At 43.2% G+C, this 21,717-nt stretch carries 20 protein-coding genes, 1 pseudogene and 1 riboswitch; of the genes and pseudogenes, 3 read left to right on the top strand and 18 right to left on the bottom strand.

Annotated features, from left to right (window positions below):
- Window positions 1-216: 216 nt before the first annotated feature.
- From J7545_RS15625 to J7545_RS15575, 12 genes and pseudogenes are all read right to left on the bottom strand, one after another.
- Window positions 217-1,335 carry a fatty acid desaturase gene (locus J7545_RS15625; protein ID WP_318719812.1) on the bottom strand — a complete coding sequence of 373 codons (1,119 nt, stop codon included), beginning with the start codon at window positions 1,333-1,335 and terminating at the stop codon, window positions 217-219.
- Window positions 1,336-1,403: 68 nt separating this feature from the next.
- Complete coding sequence (locus J7545_RS15620) at window positions 1,404-1,868, bottom strand: hypothetical protein (RefSeq protein WP_318719811.1); 465 nt, start codon at window positions 1,866-1,868, stop codon at window positions 1,404-1,406.
- Window positions 1,852-2,022, bottom strand: coding sequence for a hypothetical protein (locus tag J7545_RS15615; RefSeq protein WP_318719810.1), 171 nt, complete (start codon window positions 2,020-2,022; stop codon window positions 1,852-1,854). The genes J7545_RS15620 and J7545_RS15615 overlap by 17 nt, the downstream gene beginning before the upstream one ends.
- Before the next feature lie 253 nt (window positions 2,023-2,275).
- Window positions 2,276-2,421, bottom strand: a riboswitch (cobalamin riboswitch).
- 100 nt (window positions 2,422-2,521) lie between these two features.
- Window positions 2,522-3,793, bottom strand: a complete 1,272-nt coding sequence (locus J7545_RS15610) for an FAD/NAD(P)-binding protein (protein WP_318719809.1) — start codon at window positions 3,791-3,793, stop codon at window positions 2,522-2,524.
- Window positions 3,794-4,057: 264 nt separating this feature from the next.
- Window positions 4,058-4,924, bottom strand: coding sequence for a nucleotidyltransferase (locus J7545_RS15605; RefSeq protein WP_318719808.1), 867 nt, complete (start codon window positions 4,922-4,924; stop codon window positions 4,058-4,060).
- Window positions 4,925-4,946: 22 nt separating this feature from the next.
- The gene (locus tag J7545_RS15600) at window positions 4,947-5,603 is read right to left on the bottom strand and encodes a hypothetical protein (protein WP_318719807.1); all 657 of its coding nucleotides are present in this window, start codon (window positions 5,601-5,603) and stop codon (window positions 4,947-4,949) included.
- Window positions 5,604-5,977: 374 nt separating this feature from the next.
- A pseudogene (locus J7545_RS24135) lies at window positions 5,978-6,358 on the bottom strand (PIN domain-containing protein).
- Between the two features lie 7 nt (window positions 6,359-6,365).
- Window positions 6,366-6,626, bottom strand: a complete 261-nt coding sequence (locus J7545_RS24130) for a hypothetical protein (protein ID WP_413039045.1) — start codon at window positions 6,624-6,626, stop codon at window positions 6,366-6,368.
- A 67-nt stretch (window positions 6,627-6,693) separates the two neighbouring features.
- Entirely contained in the window at window positions 6,694-7,929 is a 1,236-nt protein-coding gene (locus J7545_RS15590) for a serine hydrolase domain-containing protein (protein WP_318719805.1), read from the bottom strand.
- Window positions 7,880-8,029 (bottom strand): hypothetical protein, encoded by a 150-nt coding sequence (locus tag J7545_RS15585; protein ID WP_318719804.1) that lies wholly within the window; start codon window positions 8,027-8,029, stop codon window positions 7,880-7,882. The genes J7545_RS15590 and J7545_RS15585 overlap by 50 nt, the downstream gene beginning before the upstream one ends.
- A gap of 120 nt (window positions 8,030-8,149) precedes the next feature.
- Window positions 8,150-8,521, bottom strand: a complete 372-nt coding sequence (locus J7545_RS15580; protein WP_318719803.1) for a hypothetical protein — start codon at window positions 8,519-8,521, stop codon at window positions 8,150-8,152.
- The gene (locus J7545_RS15575) at window positions 8,518-8,793 is read right to left on the bottom strand and encodes a hypothetical protein (protein WP_318719802.1); all 276 of its coding nucleotides are present in this window, start codon (window positions 8,791-8,793) and stop codon (window positions 8,518-8,520) included. Before J7545_RS15575 ends, J7545_RS15580 begins: the two co-directional genes overlap by 4 nt.
- Before the next feature lie 352 nt (window positions 8,794-9,145).
- Between J7545_RS15575 and J7545_RS15570 the strand changes: the two genes are divergently transcribed.
- Window positions 9,146-9,838 (top strand): hypothetical protein, encoded by a 693-nt coding sequence (locus J7545_RS15570; RefSeq protein WP_318719801.1) that lies wholly within the window; start codon window positions 9,146-9,148, stop codon window positions 9,836-9,838.
- A 9-nt stretch (window positions 9,839-9,847) separates the two neighbouring features.
- On the opposite strand, the gene J7545_RS15565 is transcribed toward J7545_RS15570, so the two are convergent.
- The 4 genes from J7545_RS15565 to J7545_RS15550 all read right to left on the bottom strand — a co-directional run bounded on the left by J7545_RS15565 (window position 9,848) and on the right by J7545_RS15550 (window position 11,740).
- Complete coding sequence (locus J7545_RS15565) at window positions 9,848-10,030, bottom strand: type II toxin-antitoxin system RelE/ParE family toxin (protein WP_318719800.1); 183 nt, start codon at window positions 10,028-10,030, stop codon at window positions 9,848-9,850.
- Window positions 10,021-10,203, bottom strand: a complete 183-nt coding sequence (locus J7545_RS15560) for a hypothetical protein (RefSeq protein ID WP_318719798.1) — start codon at window positions 10,201-10,203, stop codon at window positions 10,021-10,023. The genes J7545_RS15565 and J7545_RS15560 overlap by 10 nt, the downstream gene beginning before the upstream one ends.
- Before the next feature lie 124 nt (window positions 10,204-10,327).
- On the bottom strand, window positions 10,328-10,942 hold the full coding sequence (locus tag J7545_RS15555; RefSeq protein WP_318719797.1) for a Uma2 family endonuclease: 615 nt from the start codon (window positions 10,940-10,942) through the stop codon (window positions 10,328-10,330).
- 165 nt (window positions 10,943-11,107) lie between these two features.
- Window positions 11,108-11,740 (bottom strand): LysE family translocator, encoded by a 633-nt coding sequence (locus tag J7545_RS15550; protein ID WP_318719795.1) that lies wholly within the window; start codon window positions 11,738-11,740, stop codon window positions 11,108-11,110.
- Between the two features lie 151 nt (window positions 11,741-11,891).
- Between J7545_RS15550 and J7545_RS15545 the strand changes: the two genes are divergently transcribed.
- Window positions 11,892-12,353, top strand: a complete 462-nt coding sequence (locus J7545_RS15545) for an Lrp/AsnC family transcriptional regulator (protein ID WP_318719794.1) — start codon at window positions 11,892-11,894, stop codon at window positions 12,351-12,353.
- Between the two features lies 1 nt (window position 12,354).
- Here J7545_RS15545 and J7545_RS15540 read toward each other — a convergent pair whose 3' ends face one another.
- Together J7545_RS15540 and J7545_RS15535 are read right to left on the bottom strand one after the other, a co-directional pair.
- Entirely contained in the window at window positions 12,355-14,253 is a 1,899-nt protein-coding gene (locus J7545_RS15540) for a response regulator (protein WP_318719793.1), read from the bottom strand.
- A gap of 25 nt (window positions 14,254-14,278) precedes the next feature.
- Window positions 14,279-16,252, bottom strand: a complete 1,974-nt coding sequence (locus tag J7545_RS15535) for a response regulator (RefSeq protein ID WP_318719792.1) — start codon at window positions 16,250-16,252, stop codon at window positions 14,279-14,281.
- A 236-nt stretch (window positions 16,253-16,488) separates the two neighbouring features.
- Here J7545_RS15535 and J7545_RS15530 point away from each other — a divergent pair, with 236 nt between their 5' ends.
- Complete coding sequence (locus J7545_RS15530; protein WP_318719791.1) at window positions 16,489-21,702, top strand: response regulator; 5,214 nt, start codon at window positions 16,489-16,491, stop codon at window positions 21,700-21,702.
- The last annotated feature ends 15 nt before the right edge of the window (window positions 21,703-21,717 follow it).

Raw genomic sequence — 21,717 nt, 5'->3', positions numbered from 1 at the left:
TCGCGCCATTTTTTCTGCATATCAATTCCCAAGAGTATGCATATGGGCAAAAATGAGATCGCCACACCCTGTATCACTGAGTATACCTTAGCTCTGGAAATTATTAATAATAGAAGAAACCGGAGAGTGACAGAAGAGGGCTATAGCGCTTCACGCTGTTATGGTGTACAGCCTTAAAGGCTCAAAGCCATGTACCACAACCCTATTCCCTATTCCCTATTCCCTAGCGCGAAGCGCTATAAAGTTTGCCCTAGCCTCCGCAGCTTGACGAAAGGATGCAACCGAAACTAAACGATTTGAATCTGCGTCCCACAAAATGAATTGGGCACAGTCAAATAAATCTGTGATTCGGAGAATCTTGACATCCGAAAGCAGATGACTATTTTCACGATGACAAGCGGCGAGATGGTAATTGGGAATTCTTTCGGAAAGATGATGAATATTGTGATAGCCAATGTCTGCACTAAACCATCTGAGAATAGCTGGTAATTTTAAATAACTGCTGCCCTTAACTGCACCTGAAATATAGTCCCAGCCTTCCGTTTTATGAGCGTAAGCACCTTCAAAAATGTGCTGGACAAAAAAGATCCAGATAAAGATCGTGGCAGAACAACTGATGACCATAGAGTAAATACTCCAAAACAATTCAAATCCCCATAAAGAGCTTAAAATAATCCAGCTACTGACCACAAAGATGTTGTTGAGCAGGAGATCCCAAAATTCAGTAGATGACTGCCAGTATTTGGACTGGTGGGCAGAAATCATTTGCGCTAATTTAAACTCCGAACCCTGCTTTAAATCAGTAAATATATGATGGATTAAATCATAAACTCCTAGGCTCAAAATCAGCCTAGGCTTGATGACAAGATAGAAGAAGCCGCCGGGAATCGCCATAAGTGGATGTCGGAGGACTTCATATAGTTTTTGATGGAAAGGATCGAGCTGAGAAAACTCCTCGGTGGACAAGAAATCGGCAACGCCTCGATATCGCTCCCAGTCGCCATTGGTTTTGTGATGGTAGGCATGATCTCTTGACCAGCCATATTGGGGAATCGCATTGATCGCACCCAGCAGGAACCCAATAATACGGTTCGCTGATTTTGACCGAAAGAGAGAATTGTGTCCACAATCATGCATCAAGGAAAAACAGCGCAGTGAAAAGAGAACTAGGAGTACAATGATTGGGGGCAATAGCCATAGAGAAATTGATTGAGCCTGTATGGCTAAAATCCATAAGAGAACATAAGGCACAACGGTATTAAGAATTTGGTAAGTTGCCCGCAGGTTGCTGCTGTTGATGTATGGAGTCAAGACAAAATTAGCTTTTCTGAGCATATTTCGGTGGTTTTAGTTGACGGGAAAATTGATATTTAAAAAAGGGATGAGCCGGTATTGGGATCTATTCAGTATTTTTGTTCATACAAATCTCCAGGGGATTGATCGAGTTGGAACTCTACCCAACGCCGTTGCACCTGTTGGTAACAATCAACTGGAGCAACTTTGAGGTTTCGCAGTAGGTTAATATCTGCCTGTCCGTCTTCATCAATCAACAACAGAATTTCTTGAACGGGATCATAGGTTTGAACCGTATCAAGCAGCCGTTCAATAACTGTTGTTTTTAGATGGAGCGTTTGCAAATAGGCTGAGACATGCAACAGGGGAACAAACCGGACAGTATGCTCAACTATGTCACTGTTATAATCTACAGATCCAGTATCGATCGCGGCCACATCGCAAGCTACCATGCCCCGTCCCTCAGTGATAAACCCCTGCCATGCTGCATGTCCTAAGGGTAACAGGTTTTCCCGAATAAATAGGTCTTGCCAGTAGCCGCAATCGCCCTGCCATATATCATTCCTGAGTCTCATGGCTCTCCTCCCGAATAAATTTTGCGGCAGCCACCTTGTTTTTCAGAGCCGGAATCACTTCTTCCCGGCAGCTCCAAAAGGCTCCTAATGCCTTTTTAACTTCACGATTTTTATCAATGCGGGGATACCCCAGCGTTGTAGCTTGAATGGTCATCAGTTATCGCTTCCTAAAATTCTGTAAGTCAACCTAAAAACTAGCTGTCTTCTGATTGGTAAACAGCCCATAGTTAGATATAGTGAGGGTACTAGATGCGATCGCCAGCACAAAACTTGGCTACCTTTACTCAGATAGCTTGATTGAATATCAACCTGACGTTCAACTTAGAACGCTACAACCTTAAATGTTTGACAAAAAGCTGATCGCAAAAATTTGAAGTCTTCATCATCTGTACCTCGCAGATGTTTATGTGATGGGTTTACACCTCGGCGGGCATTCTGACTTAAAGAGTTGCGTCTCTCCTCACAGTTGCGGGACAGCGCCGGATTTACACCGGACTTTCCCCGTTACCTCTAGCGGGTATCAGGCGCTAGAACCGAGCCTGAGTAATATACCCTATTTATTTTACCTTGACAATAACCCCCAAGCAGCCTAAATAGTCCCAGTGCAGTAACGATAACCTTGAACTCCCAGCAATCACTCTGCACCAACACAGTTATACTGCGGAGTACGATCGCCCACTAAAGTCCTTGATCAATGCTGGGACAATGCGGTGACTCGCCAGCCTAGCCCCAAATAAGTTGCGAGCCACCGGCCCCAATTGCAATGCTGCGGCTCCCCCCATAATGAAAAGATTGCGTCCTGCCCAGCGAAGCCGAGCATCTAACACGGGTAAGCCATTAACCAGGGGTAAGGGGTGAGTCGCCCGTATATTGGCTAATAGGGGCCAGCGATCCACATCTAGCGTACTACCCGTTGCCAGCCAAATGCGGTCGATCGCTTGTTGGGCAATGCAGTGATGAATACCCGGATGGTTGCAGGTTACTCTCCAGGCATTCTCTTGCCACGTGGCGGACTGAACTTCGCACTGCTCGTAAAACGAGAGCTTGCCCTGTCGTTCTTTGCGTCGCAATTGGGTGAGAACGGCTGGGGTTAGGGAACCTCCATTACGGGCAGTTTGAATCATCCGCCAGCGCGTTTCCCAATCCGGTTCGGCGTGAAACCCTTTGAGGTATTTGGGGCCGAGCCATCCCGGTTCGGCATCGAAGAGTTTCTCGTAAAAGGTGCGCCGCGCCATCACGATCTCCTTTGCGCCCCGAGCGATCGCCCCCAATGCTAGGTGTCCGCTCGTCAGCCCACTGCCGACAATTAAAATCGTTTCTCCGGTTAACTGCGGCCAATCGCGCAGATCGACCTGATTGGAGTGCAGGAGGCGATTTTTTGGGGGGGTTGAGGGCAAGGCTTGTACCCATGCAGGAATATTGGCTTGACCGCCGGCGATCGCCAACACAACCCGCTTGGCTGTCAGCACTCCACCGTCGGCGAGTTCCAATCGAAACCGCTGCCATCCTTGCTGACGAAACAGTTCGATCCGCTGTACCCGAGCTGGAATGACTCGCTCGTGTAATTCCCAGCGCCGAATCACTTCTTGACAAAAGTCATGGAAGAGTTGGGTTCCCGGTAGGTCGTAGGGAGCAAAGAGTTCCGATGAACGGGATTCAGCAAAGGTTCGCAGGGCATGGGGATTGGGGTCGGGATGATGGACTACCGGCGATCGCAGGTGGGGAATATTGTAGGCAGCAAACTGGTGTTGCCATTGCTGTAGCCAATCCCCCGCTGGATCGAGTACCACAAAGCGGTTGCGCATGGACTCCTTCTTTTGCAGCAGATGCGTCACTAATGTTAACGCCTGGGGGCCCGCACCAATTATGGCAATATCTACCTGGTCTACCGTTCCATTTGAGGGGGCCGTCTTCCAATTACACATCACTTTCTAATCTCGTTCAATTCACTTGTGATGATGATTATCATTCTACTTTCTGTAATTCTATCTTAAGCCAAGACTGAATGGACTACTCAAGGGGTGACAAGGCAGCTCAAATGTGGAGATCACATAACGATAACATCAGGTTAGAGGGTTACTTGCCCGAAAAATCGTTGAGATTTTTTCGCCATGTTAAAATGCTCATAATCAAGCTTAGTCTTAGATTCAAGCCTGTTGTCATCCTCTGAACCAATCAACTTAAGTATTTCAAAGGTTTATCAACCTCTGTACATAATCACGAGCATCATCAGGATTCCATTGAACTGGTGAATTTCCAAATAGATAACTCATTTCGTTTTGGCATACAAAATCTTGGCAATCACCCTTCTTTAACTTGGTACTTAGCCAATTAAGTGAATTTTCAAATGTCGATTGAAAACTACCGCTAAACTTATGGTTTGGGACATTGTATAAAAGACACTCAATAAAATAAGAGGGAAATTGCTTTGGAACATGCAAACCTGCATTTATACAATTTCTAGCATTCTTGAAAACTCGAACTGTAGGCTTATACCACCCACCAGTCTGTTCCTTGGAGTTCTTATTTGCACCATTATCATAATGGCGTTTTGGGAAGTTGCAAATTTGTTGCTCTCCAGGTCTTGTCCAAAATGTCATACCTTCTGCGACTAATTGCATCTTCTCATAATGCTCATAAGTTGCCGACACAACAATATCTGCTTTGATCCGCCCACTATGAGGTAGCAACTTGATTGACTTACTACCTGATGTATCAATATATTGAGAACCATAATATCTGGATAATGCAGAAATTACATCCTTTTGAAAGTCAAACCAAGTATAGCCAACAGGGAACATTCCCAACTTCGATTTCTCTTCTGTGGTTAAATTTGAGTAAACACTAGAAGTGAGTTCTACTACAAGATCTACATCACTATCACCATAAATATTGGTTGAATTCCTATATGATCCTTGCAAGTAGGTGGTGTAATAGATATCTAAAGTCCACTGATAACTTTGTAGGGCATGTCTAATAGACTCATGAGTTTTTTTCGCCGATACAGTTGCTCCTTGATGAGACCAAGTTTGAAGTTGGGATTGAGATATAGCCATAAGATTAGAATCGTCATCAAAATTACTGAGTTACTCTTCTTAAAGCCTCTACTCGTGTCAAATACTCACGAGAGACACGCTTGAATTCCATTTTTCCGATATTCTGCCTCCCACGACCAGTGAAGTAATCTCCAGCCAATTCCTGACCGTCTGGAGATAGCTGTAAATTAGCCGTACCTCGATGAGCATTCATAGTATCGATGCTTAGAGCAGATGGTTCATTCATATACTCATACTTCAAACAAGGCTCTGAAGATTTATGTGTATTGACTGTTCCCATAATAGAATACGAACTGGAATTTTGAGTAGTCAAACGCACGTTTAACTGTGTCCAGGTTTGCCGAACATACAAAATCACATCTGGGATATCGGTTGTTGTATCTGGAACATTAGTTTCACCACTATAAGATGAGTGAATAACACCTACCCAAGTACCTTGAAGATTTGGGATCGATGAGAAGGATATGAATTTAAATTGTTGACACCACAGATATTTATCAAACCACTGATAAATTAGGCCGTAAAACCCCATGACTGATGGCGAGTCAAGCCACCAAGGAGCTTGCAATTTCGTCAACTGCAACCCAGAACTCAAAATTAAAGAAGCCACTATAGCAAAGAACGCCAGCCAAATTGGAGTCGATTTTCGCTCAGAAGCGTTTGTTGCATAGGCGTGCATGTAAAGCTTACTCCAGGTGTCTCATTCTATGTGTAGTTTTTTTCTGAGTTTAGTAACACTACACAACGATCTAGTTTATCTTTAGGTTAGTACCTAAGAACTACTATGAAGGTAGGGATAACCCTACCTAGCATGATTGAATTAAAACGCTGGTTGCGCCATCCAACAAATCGCTAAAGGCAAGACTCAATGGAATCCATGATGTTGATTACGATCTCCTCATCCGTGCTGATGCCAATACCCCTAATTTTGTGGGCGATCAGGGTTGACCTTTGAATGCTGAGTGACTCCCCATAAAGTGCGATCGACCCTTACAACCTTAACTCTAACCGATAATCTCTATTGCGTCCGCACCAACGTAATGTTAGGCGGCTTCAACGACTATATGGCTGATCAACGTTTAAGCCAGGAATGACTCGATAGTGCTTTACGTTGAAAGTACAGAGAGTAGCATTTCGGCCAACGGCACAAGCGGCAATCAATGCATCAATTAGGCCGACCTTATGAGACAGATAATAGGCTGTGAAATCAGACAAAGCACGAGCGCAATCGGTTTCAGTAGGCCAAATAATTTGCAACGGAGCCACCATCTGTAAAGCTTTACGAACCTGTTGCTTGTTCTGAGCATCGTGAATCAGTTCCATGACAACAAACCCAGGAATGCTTGGCAGTTCTGAGACAGAGGCGAATCACGCAAGCGCAGGCGCGTAACCTCGCTGGATGTCAATCATGACATCTGTATCAACTAAATACATTCGCTACCTAAGCCCGCTCTCGGTTTTCTGTCTGGTTACGCAACCTACGCGCGTGTTCCTGACTATCAATGACATCAGATCGGGAACCAACCACCCCGATGCTTTCCCAGTAAGCCACGAGTTCTACACCGGTTTTAGGAGGATTTTGAAGGAAAGGGCGAAATGAGAGGACGCGCAAAATATACTCTACTAAAGGCAACTTGAGTTGAGATGCCTCAGTGGATAGTTCATCTTCTAAATCTGGAGGTAGCTCTATACTTATATTGATACAGTTTGTTCAAAGCACTCCTACACTACTCCTATCTTACTGATTTCCTCACCTCATTAGCAAACCATTACTGAACAGACCAAGTTGCGATCGCCAGCGCCCCTAACCCAATTCCAACAAGCGCTGGCACTAAACGGCTGCCCAAAATTCGCCACTTTGCATTCATCGGTAGCTTCCCGGTTTCCCAGTAAACCCAGTCATCTCCTAACTGGCTTGCCAACTCTAAGTTTCCTGAAATGAGGAGAACGATACCATTGCCTGTAGCAGGATTGACCCGCACCGTATGCCCTAACGCCGGCAAATTCCCCCCATCATGACCTACAGTATATTCATCAGCACCATTAGCAACATACAAAGTATGTCCTAAACCCCAATCCTGATGTGCCCCTGGCTGAGGGTTGATCATTTGCTTTAGTGTTTCTTGTTTTAGAACTAAGTTCGTTCGGCTATAAGCTTGAACGAAGCGAGCCATATCTTGAGGCGTTGCGTAAAGAGATGCCGCTGCTGTAGCTGTGTATCGACGATGAGGACTCGGTTGAAGTTTTTCATCGAAGCTGGTTGCTAGCCGATCTGTACGACCAGAAGCAGCGATCGCCTCCCAGTCAAAACTTGATTCTCTCATACCCAAAGGTTCTAAAATAGCCTTTTTCATATAGTCCGAAAAAGACTCTTGCGTGACGTCCTCAATCAATAATTGCAAGACGGTGTAACCACCGCCAGAATATAGCCAGTTTCTTCCAGGCTCTCTAGCAACTGTCACACCACGAGGTTTTCCTGACATAGAATCTTGGGTCAAAGTCAGCGACTCTTCAAGGGATTGAATCGATTCACCGGGCAGAAAACCAGCGTAGCCAAAAAGGTCGTCTAATCCTCCTGTATGACTGAGTAGATGTCTAATGGTTACCTTATCGCTATATTGACTCACGGGAAATTGCCAGCGTTTCAGGTACTGATTAGCAGGCTTATCTAAAGCGATCCGTCCTTCTTCTACGAGCTTCATAATCCCCCAAGCGGTCACCATCTTACTCACGGATGCCATTTGGTAGATTGTGCGATCGATCTGGACGGGAATTTTTTTGGCGGCATTTGCAATCCCAAAAGCATGGGCTGCAACAACTTCACCCTTTTGAATCAGAATGAGAGCTGCACTACCGAGTTTCGGCTTACCTGGCTGACTCAGTTTTTGGATCAAATAGTTTTTGATGGTTGCCAAATCTCCGCGCGGTACTGCTGGACGGGCAATCCAAAATACTTCAACCATCACAATAGTCATGACGATCGCACGTTGGGTTGCGATCGTCATGACTATTGTCGTGAATATATTGATACTCATGCTTTTGAAGAAAATTCAGTGGGGAAGGGAGTGAGAGCGATCGCTTCAAGCGCAGCGTAAAGTTTAGCATTTTATCTCCATCAAGGAGTGAGCGGCATAACGACCAAGATGAGCGGTGGCAGATTGCTTTTGCATGAATACCAGCTTCCTTTAGAATCCAGTATGGAAAAGGAGAAATGACCGATAGCGATTAGAGAGACAAAGCCTCGATCGTCACTAGACCACCCTCGATTGCTTGGATTCGCAAATCATAACCTCGCAATAGCTGCATTCCAATGAGAGGAACCGTCTCTGACTCATTGACATAAACCTCACGGTATTGCCCGTCCCAAATTACCAGCCCAAGGTAAACTTCAAAAGTACAAAAAGTTCCATCGCCTAATGTCGCCATATCTCGACCTTCCCAACTGAGTGCTAATGTCGAGATCATCTCTGATGGCAAGGTTAAAAAACCGGAGAAGCCTGTATCAATTACGGCATCTACCCTTTGCGTTGTCTGATTATTCCTAACGGCGATCGCCAACATTGCTTCACAACTCTGATTCACACGCCCTTGCATCATTGCTTTGGTCTCAAACTCCGTGCCCCAAAACGATCGACTGCTGGATGTCCAATGCGAACAAACCAGGTTTGAGCATCTGATACTCTTGCTGAGAGCTGTTTTGATGCTGTGAGTAGATCGTCAGCGATCTCAAAAGCTCCTGTTTCGATGTCGATCGCCACAATTTTGCCTTGGTTGCCTTCTTCGGCCTGTTGACGCACCTGAGACTCATAAATCTCATCGCCACGCCGAGCAAACTCTTCTTTGCTATAGCGGGGTTGACGAACTGCCATAGACTGAACCTCGGTTGCAAGATTGTCCCTAAATTTTACCCTAAGCAGAAAAGAAGGGTTAGGAGATAACCAAACTGCTCAAAAGTTTAATTCCCAACAGATCGCCCTTGGCAGCATCAAATCACCCGTATATCCCGTATCAATAACCGATCTCAGTGCTTTAATTGGTTTGCTATCGTTATCCTATTGCCTCATTTTAGTCGTGTCACGGCAGTACGGTGAGTTATGCCGACGAACTCATGCCAGAGACTCCGGCAATGCAATATGAGCGGCGGGATTTGGGTGCTTTTCCCAGAGTGATAGAATGAGGTATATTATGTGATGAGTTAGTTTTTTCTTGAATTTTTGTTTTATGAGAAACATTCTACTCATGGGCGCATCGACGTTGTTAGTTGCAAGCATGGCAACTCCAGCACAAGCGTTTATGGTTGATTTAGGTACCGGTACAAGTCTGGAAGGATGGCAGATTTCTAACGATGGTGGGGCATCGTATATTTCACCGACTGCAAGGTTGGATAGCAATGCCCTTTGGCCCGATCCATTTGGGACACCTGGGGTTTGGCAAGGAATGTTCGAGTTCTTTGTCCCTGATGACGTTGAGAATGTATCGCTCTCCATCTTTGATATTGGCGTTGACGATCGTGTTGTCCTGAGTCTGAATGGAACCGTTATTCCTGGAGCCAACGCTGTCATCTTCGGCAGCGTCGGCTCAGGTGTCCATGATTTTGGTGATGGTCGTGGTCCGGTTGATTTTGAATTCACAGGCAGTAGCAATTGGCTAAAGGGCGACCCTTTAGTGACGAGCGAAAACTTTATTTATGGAGGTGTTAATCAGCTTATCGCTTACGTGAACAACACCAACACGGGTGACCCGGCTGCACTTCCTGTGGATGAGGTTGAACTCACAGCATTTTTCATGCAAGCAGAGGTCAATGGTGACCCCAAGGCACCAACGTCGGTTCCTGAACCTAGCAGTTTCATCTCTCTATTAGGGCTGAGCGTTATGGCTGGATTATGCAAGCTTGGTAAAAGCGTGCTGAGTTAAGTCTATGAATTAGGGCGTGTCATCAATCTGGGCAATCCGACAGGATTTCAGAGGAAATTGCTGCAAATTTCGGGTAACGTCAATAATTTCTTGGACGACAGCAGAAGCATACGCAGTAGAGTCACGAGCAATATATGCAGCGATCGCATCCACATCATCCAATGCTTTTGAAGACCAGTTTACTACAGCCATTGACTCAAACGTTTTTCTGCATCTGCTTGAGAGATTGTTCCTTCAGTATCTGCTGCTTCCAAACCTTGCCGAACTTTGGCAAGAACGTAAAGATGGTATTGGATTTCTTCAAAAGAGCAATCATCTGGGAGTCTCTCAAGGAGAGAGCGGACAGTTTCTTTCGTTGTTGTCATAACCCACTGACCAAAGCAGAGTATCTCCCTATTTTATCACTCAATCGCCCGTCCCAGTTCTATTTCGTATCCGCACTCTTCCTCTGACGAAATGTTGGGTTTGCCCGGTAAAAGAATACTTTCTTCATGCCCAAACCCGCTTCAGCGTCAGTGTAAACCCCGGCAAAACCTGCTCTCCTGATAGCTGGTTCGGATTCTCTAACACCTCAACAGCTTGACCTAGACGATAAATTTCCACCCGCTTATTTTTCGGGTCAATTAACCAGCCCAACTGCGCCCCATTCTGCAAATATTCCTGCATCTTTGCCCGCAGTTCCTTGAGAGTGTCAGTTTCCGATCGCAATTCAACCACAAAGTCCGGACATAGGGGCGCAAAACCCTTGCGTTGCTTTGGGGTGAGAGCATCCCAACGCTCTTGACGTACCCATGAAGCATCAGGAGAACGGTTCGCCCCATTCGGCAGTTCAAACCCACTTGAAGAATCAAAAGCCAAACCATGACCCCCTTCTTCTTCAATCCACCGGGCGAGGAAGTAACTGAGTTTCAAGTTGCGATTGCCCGTTTCACTACCCGTTGGTGGGGTCACGATCAATTCTCCTGTTGTAGTTCTCTCCAGTCGAAGTTCGCGATTGGCCGCAGCCAGCATGGCAAACTGCTCCGGTGTCACATGCAGCGTCAATTCTTGGGGAAGTTGGACCCATAGGGGTTTAGATTGAGGGGAAGCTTGGACAACCATCATTGTGCCTCACAGGGCTATCTCGCCACCATTTTATATTACCCTGGAAGAGTTACAGGAAAGATGCCAGCCGCGATCGCCTTTCAACCTCAGTCCCTATTCCTTCTTCCTGTATCAGAAAAAATTCCTGTTCTAGTCCCAGGCGACGGTTAAGGACATTCATATTTTCTACTTCATGTATAACTCGACTATACTAACCTGAAGAGCAATTAAGCCAAATCCGGATAAAATGACTCCAGAAATACGGTTAATCCAGCGCAAGCGATGAGGGGTAATTTTATTTTTCATGAAGCCAACGGCGGTAACCAGGACGAACCACCACAGAGCTGACCCAGAAAATACACTCAGAACGAGGATAAGAGCTAACCCATAGTGTCCGTTAGTATTTCCAGCTCCGAATCCGGCAAAGATAGCGGCAAAAGAGAGAATAGTTAAGGGATTGGTTAAGGTTAGAAAGAGGGTAGAAATATAAGCTCGCCATAGGTTTTTACCGTCAATTTTAGCTTCTTCTTTACTGGGAGACGAGCGAAAAGTTTGGATACCTAAATAACAGAGGAAAAGTCCACCAATGAGGCGTAATGCGATTTGATGTTCGATGAAAAGATTGGAGATGAAGGTTAATCCAAATCCGGCAATACAGCCATAGAAACCATCGGCAGTGGCTGCCCCTAAACCGGAGACTAATCCGGCGATTCTGCCTTGGCTTAAGGTGCGACGAATGCATAAAATGCCAATAGGGCCAACGGGTGCGGCAATGGATAAACCGATGATTAATCCTTTGAGAATGACTGAAAGTTCCATGGGGAATTATTGTGCTATGCGCTGGGGAATAGGGAATGGGAAATGGGTTGCTCCTACTGTGTTTTAGAATAACTAAGTCTAAAGCGGAATTGAATAGAGATTTGAAGGAAAATGAAGCGATTTTTGGAGAATTATAAGGTAAAATTGAGTAATGACTTTTGATTCTGAAAAACTGCTCGATCGAACCGGATGGCGGATTCTGGAGATCTTGCAAGAGGAGGCAAGAATATCGTTGGCGGAGTTAGGGAGAAAGGTGGGGTTGTCTGCTCCAGCGATCGCCGAACGGGTAAAACGAATGGAAGAAGCGGGTATCATTATAGGATATCAAGCCCAGGTCAACCCGGAAAAAGTGGGCTATGCTATTGCTGCTATTATTGCCCTCACCACGACTCCTCAGAAGTATCCGCAGATCTTAGCCCTGATTGAAATGTTGCCAGAAGTGCGATCGTGTCACCATGTCACGGGTAACTTCTCTTTCTTTATGGAAGTGACGGTATCTTCAATGGGGCACTTAGAGGAGATAATCAATCAACTGAGTGAGTTTGGACAAACTTCGACTTCTATTATTCTTTCGTCACCACTTCCGAGACGAGGCATTATGGATCGTCAATAGGTTAGGGCGATCGCTGCAAATAATCCTGGGTTACTTGCATAATAATATCTAAGCGAAAGTTATCAAATAAAGCAGTCAGTGCTTCAGATAGGGCTGGGTGAGTCGGGGCAATTGATTGGATCAAGAATTCAACTTGTTCTTCATTCACTTCTCTAGCAGTAGAATAGAGAGTCTGTACCCAGGTTGGTGACATTTGAGTAAACTGTTCTCCCCAGAAGCGATCGCTGCGTACCCGATGTTTTTTAAGCTTCCTTTTAGATTTTGGCATCGTTTCATAAATGTAAGAAGCCTCTAAATAACGAGATAAACTATTAAAAATCACCTGACTCTTAAAGGGTTTACAAATAAAATTATCGGAACCAGCCTGTATAATTTCTGTACGCCTTTCTTCAAAAGCACTAGCAGTTAAGGCAATAATCACTGTTGACTTTAGACCCTGCTGCTGTTCTTGCTCCCGAATAATGCGAGTCGCTTCTAAGCCATCAACCACAGGCATCCGAGTATCCATGAAAATCAAGTCAGGTTTACAGCTCTGCCAAAGAGCGATCGCTTCTTGACCATTCGTCCCTTCAATTACTTCAAAACCTACAGGGGAAAGTAACTTGACCAGCAGCTTGCGATTTTCTGGGGTATCATCAACGACTAAAACACGGTACATCTTTTGATTAGGAGTTAACTCTACGACTTGGCGAGTATCCCTTTCCCTGAAATTAGGTAAAGATTGATGGCCTAATTTTAGGGGAATATCAAACACAAATACTGTTCCTTTTCCTACTTCACTGCTAACGGAAATTTCTCCTCCCATTAAACGCACAAACTTATCGGTAATCGATAAACCTAAACCCGTTCCTTGAGCAGAACTTATCCCGGTTGACGTTTGCACAAAAGCCTTAAATAGATCCTGTTGTTCTTCCTGGATAATTCCTGGGCCTGTATCACTCACTTTAAATTCAATAAATTCAATATTCCCATTATGACTCCTGTTTTGTTGGAGCGTTACACTCAGTTTCACCTGACCGAGTTCTGTGAACTTAATTGCATTGCCGATCAAATTAATCAAGCAACTCCGTAGCTTTTGCTCATCTGATTTGATGTATTGTGGAACTTGAGGATCAACATTAAATTCTAGATGGATATTTTTAGATTCTGCTTTGATTTCAAATAAATCCTCTAAGCCATCTAATAAATAGTAGATGTCCAAGTCTTTTTCATTTAAATGAATAATTCCTGCTTCAATTTTTGATAAATCAAGAATATCATCAATCAAATCTAATAAATGTTCGCCACTTCGATTAATGATTTCTAAATATTCTCGCTGTTCATCATTAGTTTGGTAATCCCGAAGCATCACTTGAGTAAACCCTAAAATAGAGTTTAAAGGGGTTCTGAGTTCATGGCTCATATTCGCTAAAAATTGACTTTTAGCCTTAGACGCTGCTGCGGCCTCTTCTTCAGCTTTCTTACGTTCTTGAATTTCCTGTTGCAGAGTTTTATTTTGCGCTTCTAGCTGGTTTTGCAATCGTCGAATCGTTAATTGATGTTCAATGCGAGCTAAAACTTCTTCCACCTGAAACGGTTTAGTAATATAATCTACGCCTCCAACTTGAAACGCCCTGACTTTATCTAAAACTTCATCTAACGCACTGAGAAAGACAATGGGAATATTCTGAGTCTGTTCGTCTTTTTTTAGCTCCTGACAAATTTCATAACCATTCATATCTGGTAATTTAATATCTAAAAGGATTAAATCCAGATTTCCCGATCGCGAAGCTCTGAGAGCCATTTCTCCTTTCACCGCTCCTTTAACTTTATATCCAGCCTCAGACAACGTTTTAGATAAGACCTGGAGATTTTCCAGTTGATCGTCAACAATTAAAATATTCCCTTTGTAAGTATCCACAGTTTTTACAAACTAGCTCCTCATCTTAATCAAGAATATCAATATCGCTCTCCTCAATCAAACTTAAGATTTGATCGCAGCGAAAGGTTTTTACTAAATCAGTTAGGGCGTTAGCTAAAGCAAAATGCTGCTCAGGAATTTGGTCAATCAACTGTAAAAGCCGATCGTCATCAATGGCATCTGCTGCCTGATATAATGCCTTTAGCCACTGATTGGGCATAACATTTAGGCTATGGGCTGTGAGAATAAATGGGGATAGAGAAGTAGTGATTAATTTTTCCCTTGGCTGTTCTAAATGATAATCATAAATATAACGTACATCTAGATATTGGGCAATCTTTTCAAAGATCAGAGCTTCTGTGAAGGGTTTCCGCACACAATCATTACACCCTACCCTGACTATACGCTCGAGTTCGTCCTCTAAAATACTTGCAGTTAAGGCAATAATGATGGGAGATCGATCGGTTGCTGGTGTATTCGCTCTAATATACTCAGTCACTTGATCTCCATTCATTACTGGCATCCGGATATCCATCCAAATTAAGTGGGGTTTCCAACTTTCCCAAATGGCGATCGCCTCTCGTCCATTTTCTGCCATTTTTGCTTCAAAACCGATCGGTTCTAAAATTTGTAATAAAAGTTGCCGATTTTCCCACTGATCGTCCACAATCAAAATTCGGTACACAGACTGTTCTGGTGCTAAACCCACTACTCGACGACTTCCACTGCTCGGGACGACTTCATTTGCATCAACCGTACAGACTTCAATCGTAAACTGAAATTTACTCCCATAACCCACTTGACTTTTAAGAGTGATTGTGGAGTTCATCAGCCGAACAAATTTTTGGGCAATAGTCAAGCCTAAACCCGTTCCTTCTTGAGACACTTTTCCCGTTTCACTTTGCACAAATGCCTCAAATAACTTTTGCCGATCTTCTGGAGCTATTCCAGGACCAGTATCTTCTACTTCCACTTGCAGAGCCACTTTTTTTGAGAGGTTTAATTCTTCATTCTCGATCGCTAAAACACGGAGAAAGACTTGCCCTTTTTGGGTGAATTTAATTCCATTATTGAGCAAATTAATCAAGACCTGGCGCAATTTGACTTGGTCTGCACAAATGTAGTCTGGAACTTCTCGATCGATGACAAAAATTAATTCTATATTTTTTTGTTCTGCTTTGAGCTTAAACATATCCTCCAGATCGTCAATCATCCTCCTAAAATCAAAACAGCCCTCATCTAAAGTAACTCTCCCTGATTCGATTTTAGATAAGTCTAAAACATTATTAATTAAAGTCAACAAATGTTGGCCACTCCGATTCATAATCCGAACATTCTCTTGATGTTCTGTTGGTAAAACAGGAGAACGGCCCATTAATTGACAAAAGCCTAAAATCACATTTAAAGGCGATCTCAGCTCATGACTCATATTAGCCAAAAACTCACTTTTAGCCCGATTCGCTAATTCTGCGGCTTGTTTTGCCAGTTCCAACTCTTGGGTTCTTTGATAAACTTTTTTCTCCAAATCCTGATTCAGTTCCCTGAGTTCTGTATTGATCAGTTGTAAGGTTTGGTTTTGCTGGGCTAATTTTTGATCTTGGTCATAACTTCGTAATGCCTCAAGGACCGTCAACTTCAGATCTTCCTCATCCCAAGGTTTGGCAATATATCGATATAATTTAGCATAATTAACCACTCGTCCCACAACATCGGCACTAGCTTGACCCGTTAATAATATTTTCAATGTTTTTGGAGATAAATCATGGATTCTAATTAATAGCTCATCACCCGACATTTCCGGCATCATATGATCGGAAATAATTAAAGCAATATCCATTTGATCCAACAAACAATCTTCAGCAATTTCTAGAGCTTCCATTCCGCTTTCAGCTTGCTCGATAAAATAACCGTAGGTCAACCATGCTTTCAGTTGTCGCTTTAAGCTATCTAAAATAATGGGGTTATCATCGACACAGAGGATAACTCGATTAGAGGTCATAAATTTAGCACTCGATTAATTTTTAAAAACAACGAAACTTCTGAACGTCTATAGGGGGATTCTTATTTTGTCTTCTAGGATCAACTGAATTTATGGCAAAAATATCCATAGAGACTTACAATAGAGGGCAATCACAGATATGTTATGAATCAAAAATAACTTTAGATTCACAATCGCTCTGTTTCTGTCTCTCAAACCAAGTTCCCCTTTGGCATTCATTGTCTGACCGATCGCTGATGATTAAGCAGGAACCTATCTCAGTTAAACCCAATATCCTTGTGGTTGATGATATCCCAGCCAACTTGCATTTGTTTGCTAAGATGCTCTCTCAAGAGGGCTATAAGGTGCGATCGGCAGTCACAGGTGCATTGGCAATATCGGGTGCTAAAGCAATACCCCCTGACTTAATTTTACTTGACATTCTAATGCCAGAACTTAATGGTTATCAAGTTTGCTCCTTGCTGAAAGCCGATCCCGTAACCCAGGATATCCCGATTATTTTTATTAGTGCCCTAGGAGAAGAAATCGATAAGGTGAGAGCCTTTGAAGTCGGAGCGGTTGATTATGTGACTAAGCCTTTTCTAAAGTCTGAGGTGCTTGCCCGGATTGACTATCATGTCAGAGCCTCTCAAACCCGACAAAAACTGCTCACTCAGAATTTACGTCTACAAGAAGAAATTGAATATCGTCATTTGATGGAAGCAAAACTGGAGCGCTTTAGCTTTCATCTGAAACAGATCCACCGTTTAGATACATCCCATTATCGCACGATTGAAGCTTTGTTTCGGGATTATCTGCAAACGGGATGTTCTATTTTAGGATGTTCGGTTGGCGCGATCGGTCACATAGAAGAGGATCTGTATGTGATTGATGCTGTGGAATCCACCCTGGACGGTATCAGTCGATGCTCGAAACTCGACTTTCAAGATACTTATTTAGATTGGGTGATTCGCAGGGAAAAAACCATAACCCATGAACAACCCAATCAAGGGTCTAGACAACACAAACCCCTCCATTTGGGGAACTACACTTTGGAATCGTTTATTGGTACACCCATTTGGGTACAGGATGAACTTTATGGTGTTTTGGTATTTGGGTCAACTCATGATGCCCTAAATACATTAGATACTCAAGCTCAAGAAATTCTAGAGCTAATGGCTCAAGGGTTAGGCAAGTGGATTGGGATTCGACAAACGGCTCTGAAACGGCAACAGGCAGAAGAGGAGACTCAATTATTACTCAAGGTGACTCAAGCGATTAGCCGATCGCCGGATTTTGAGAGTGCCCTTCAATCTGCCCTGGAACATCTCTGTGAAGCCAGCGGTTGGAGCTACGGTGAAGCTTGGCTCCCGAGTGATGAGGGTCGCAGTTTAACTCTCAGTCCAGCCTGGTACTGCCACAAACAGGAACCGCCAGAGGTCTTGAGTCATTTAGAACGGTTTCGCTTAGTTCGTCAAGGCCAGATTTGGAGGAGTGGAACGGGTTTGCTCGGGAAAGTTTGGGTAACGGGAAAGGCACAATATGTGCCGGATGTGCCAGAGAAATCGCCGGACATTTGTCAACACAAGGATTTAGCCGCTCTGTGTCATATCCAGCAAGGGTTGTGGATTCCGATTCTCTCCGTCTCAGCAGAGCAACAGCAAGAAAAAGTTGTCGCAGTGTTGGTGCTATTTCTGTCGGGAATCTCAACCTTAGATTTTCACCATGAATCCCATCAATTACTGGCCTTTGCTTCGGCAATCGCCTCCCAACTCGGAACTGTAATCCGCCAAAAACAGATTGAAGCCGAGCAAAGAGCGATGCTCATGGCTATGGATGATGTAGTCATGGTGTATAACCAGGAAGGGATTTGTCTGAAATTCATGACCAATAATCCCTTATTTCTCCAGAAACCGCCGGAAAGTAAATTAGATAAAAGCTTGTATGACTGTTTACCCGAAGCCCAAGCAGATGCCCACTTAACGGCTATCCGACAGGCGATCGCCACCCGAGAAACCCAAACCCTTCAATATCACCTCATGATTGGCGATCGACGGATTTGGTTATCCGCTAAAATTTCCCCCTTATCTCACCAAACCGTCCTGTTAGTCGTTCGAGATATTACCCCTCTAGAAACCATAAGCACCGCCCTTCAACACAGTGAAGCCCGGTTTCAAGCCATTTTTGAACAAGCCGGTATTGGCATATATATTACTACTTTAGAGGGCCAGATTTCACAAACCAATGCTGCCTTTGAATCCTTCCTCAACTATACTTCACAAGACCTTCAAAACCTTCAGATTAAAGATATTATTCATCCCGATGACTATCAAAACGATCCCAACTTTCAAAATTTATTACTCGGTAGAATTCAATCCTATCAAGTCGAAAAACGCTATATTCACCAAAATGGGGAGATCAGATGGGGAAGACTGACCGTTTCATCGATTCAAGATAAAGATGAAATCCAGTTTGTTTTTGGCATGGTAGAAGATATCACAGAAACTCATAAAATAGAATGGGCACTCAAAGAGAGTGAAAGGCGATATCGGGAACTAATTGAAGTACAAAAAGATGTTTTAATTTGCCGCTGGAAACCCGATACAGAACTCACTTTTGTCAATCAATACTTTTGTTGTTTTTTCAATCATAATGCTGAAGACCTAATCGGCAAACAACTTAACTCATGGTTAGTTGATGCCCAGTCAGTCGAAGAGGTTGAAGATAATATTCTCGAACTCTTAACGACTCTAAATCCCAAAAGTTGGGAATATAAGTATTGCTCAGGGACAGGAGAACATCGATGGTTAAGGTGGACCAATCAACCCATTGTCGATCGTTGGGGAACTTTAGTTGATATTCAAGCCTTTGGTGTTGATATCACAGCACAAAAGCAACGGGAGTTAGGCTTAAAGTTGATTGCCCAAGGAATTGCGTCTTCTACTGGAAATGAATTTTTTAATAGTTGTACTCAATATTTAGCCAATCTTTTACAAGTCAAATACGCGTTACTGGCCAAAGTCTCCGATCCCAAGCTTCGCAAGGTAAATATTTTAGCTTTTTGGAATTCCATAGAATTAGAGAAAATTGATGAGTTTGAGACTCTAGATGCCCCTGGCGATCAAATCTTATCTGGAGAATCAGTTTACTATCGAGATGAATTACAAGAAAAATTTGGAAATCATCCACTAATTTCCAGACTAAAAGCCAAAAGCTATTGGGGTTTACCTTTAAGAAATACCCACCAAGAAATCATTGGTTATCTGGCCATATTAGATACAAAACCATTGGAGATAGACTCCCAAAAGCAAGTCATTCTCGATATATTCTCAGCCCGAGCAGAAGCAGAGTTAGAACGCAAGATTTCTGAAGAAAAACTAGAGAAAATAGCTCAGAAAGAACGGTCTATAGCTAATATTTTAGCACAGATGCAACCCCTATTAGATCTCGATAAAATATTGAAATCAACCACCCATGAAATCCGCAATTTATTTAATAGCGATCGAGTTGCTGTTTATCAATTTAACCCAGATTTGAGCGGTCAATTTATTGCTGATTCCGTGGATTCAGAATGGACTTCTATCGTTGATATGAGAGATCCAATCTCTGGTTCTTCCGAATTAATCAATGATGAAAGTTGTGCCATTAAATTCTGGGTCGATACTCCCACTCAATACCCTCATCCTTTAAGACTGATTGGTTCAGATATCCCTCCTTATCCTCACTATCAATACCTATGTATAACAGATATTTATCAAGCAGGGTTTCAAGTTGAGTATCTAAAGTTTATCGAAAAAATACAAGCTAGATCTTATCTGATTATCCCCTTGTTTGCCTCTCAAAAGCTCTGGGGATTATTAGGAATTTATCAAAATAAACATCCTCGTCAATGGCAAGAAGATGAAATTCAAGTAGCCATGTATATTGCCCACCAGATTAGTCTGGGAATTCAACAATTGCAATTAGTGGATCAAATTCAGACCAAATCGGAAGAACTAAAAATTGCTAAAGATCGTGCCGATGCTTCTAACCGAGCGAAAAGCTCTTTCTTGGCAAAAATGAGTCATGAATTCCGGACTCCTCTCAATGCAATTTTAGGGTTTGCACAAGTTATGGGACGTGATGGATCGTTATCTTCTATTCAGCAAGAACAACTCAAAATAATTAATCAAAGTGGCGAACATCTACTTAACTTAATCAATGATGTCTTACAAATGTCTAAAATAGAGTCTGGAAAAATCTCCTTGAATTATACTCATTTTGATTTACTCAAAAGTGTAGAGAAGCTTAAAAATATATTACAGCTTAAAGCTCGTCTTAAAGGGTTAGAACTGAAACTAAAAGTTGAAGATAGAGTCTCTCAATATATGTATGGAGACGAAAAGAAATTAGGACAAGTCCTCCTAAATTTGGTGGATAATGGCATTAAATTTACCCCTCAAGGTTCAGTTACCCTAGAAGTCATGCTATCGGATACATTAGCAAGCGATCCCAATCAACATAATCTCCGATTTAGTGTGGCTGATACGGGGATCGGTATTGCTCCTGAAAATATCGAAGTTTTGTTTAAACCTTTTGTCCAAAGTAAGGGATTAACTCTAATTTCTGATTCTGGACATAACGATCAAGAAGGAACAGGATTAGGATTAGCGATCAGTCAGCACTTTGTTGAATTAATGGGAGGTCAATTAAAGGTAAACTCGACTCTGGGGATAGGGAGTACCTTCTTTTTTGAGATTCCCTTGCAGCTAGGACAAGCTGAATCTATTATTTCTATTCATCCTCTACAAGCGATCATTGGGTTAGCTCCAGATCAACCGGTTTATCGCATCTTAGTTGTTGATGATGAACGGGATCAGTGCTTATTGATGTTGCATTTATTAAGTCATGTGGGCTTTGAAGTGCGGACTGCCGAAAATGGTAAAGAAGCGATCGCCATTTGGCAAAGTTGGCAACCCCATCTGATCCTCATGGATATGCGGATGCCTGTCCTCAATGGCTTAGATGCGACTCATCAGATTAAGGCGACTATCCAAGGTCAAGCCACCGTGGTGATGGCACTTACCGCTCATGCCTTTCAGGACGATCGAAAACAGGTTTTAGCGGCTGGATGTGATGATTTTATCAGTAAACCCTTTCAAGGAGATCTGCTGTTAGAAAAAATTGCTCATCATTTAGGCGTTCGGTATCTCTATGAAACCTGTTCCCTAGAGTCAACGGTTGAACCAATCGACACCAAACCGACTCCACCGACGATCGCCTCAATCGGAGATTTAGCGTGGCCAACCCTATCGTCGGAGAGCTTATGGGCCCTTCATCAACATGCTATTGAAGCCGATCATGAATCTATTCTCGATCTCACCAGTGAAATTGAAGATGTACAAATTTCCCAGTGGTTAATGACACGAGTCAATAACTTTGAGTTTGAACGGATTTGTGAGGCGATCGCTCCCTTTCTCACCTCTACATAATACCTTCGCCAAAAT

The organism is Roseofilum sp. SBFL (genome assembly GCF_017746885.1).
Taxonomy (GTDB): domain Bacteria; phylum Cyanobacteriota; class Cyanobacteriia; order Cyanobacteriales; family Desertifilaceae; genus Roseofilum.
This window is presented reverse-complemented; position numbering and strand designations above follow the sequence as displayed.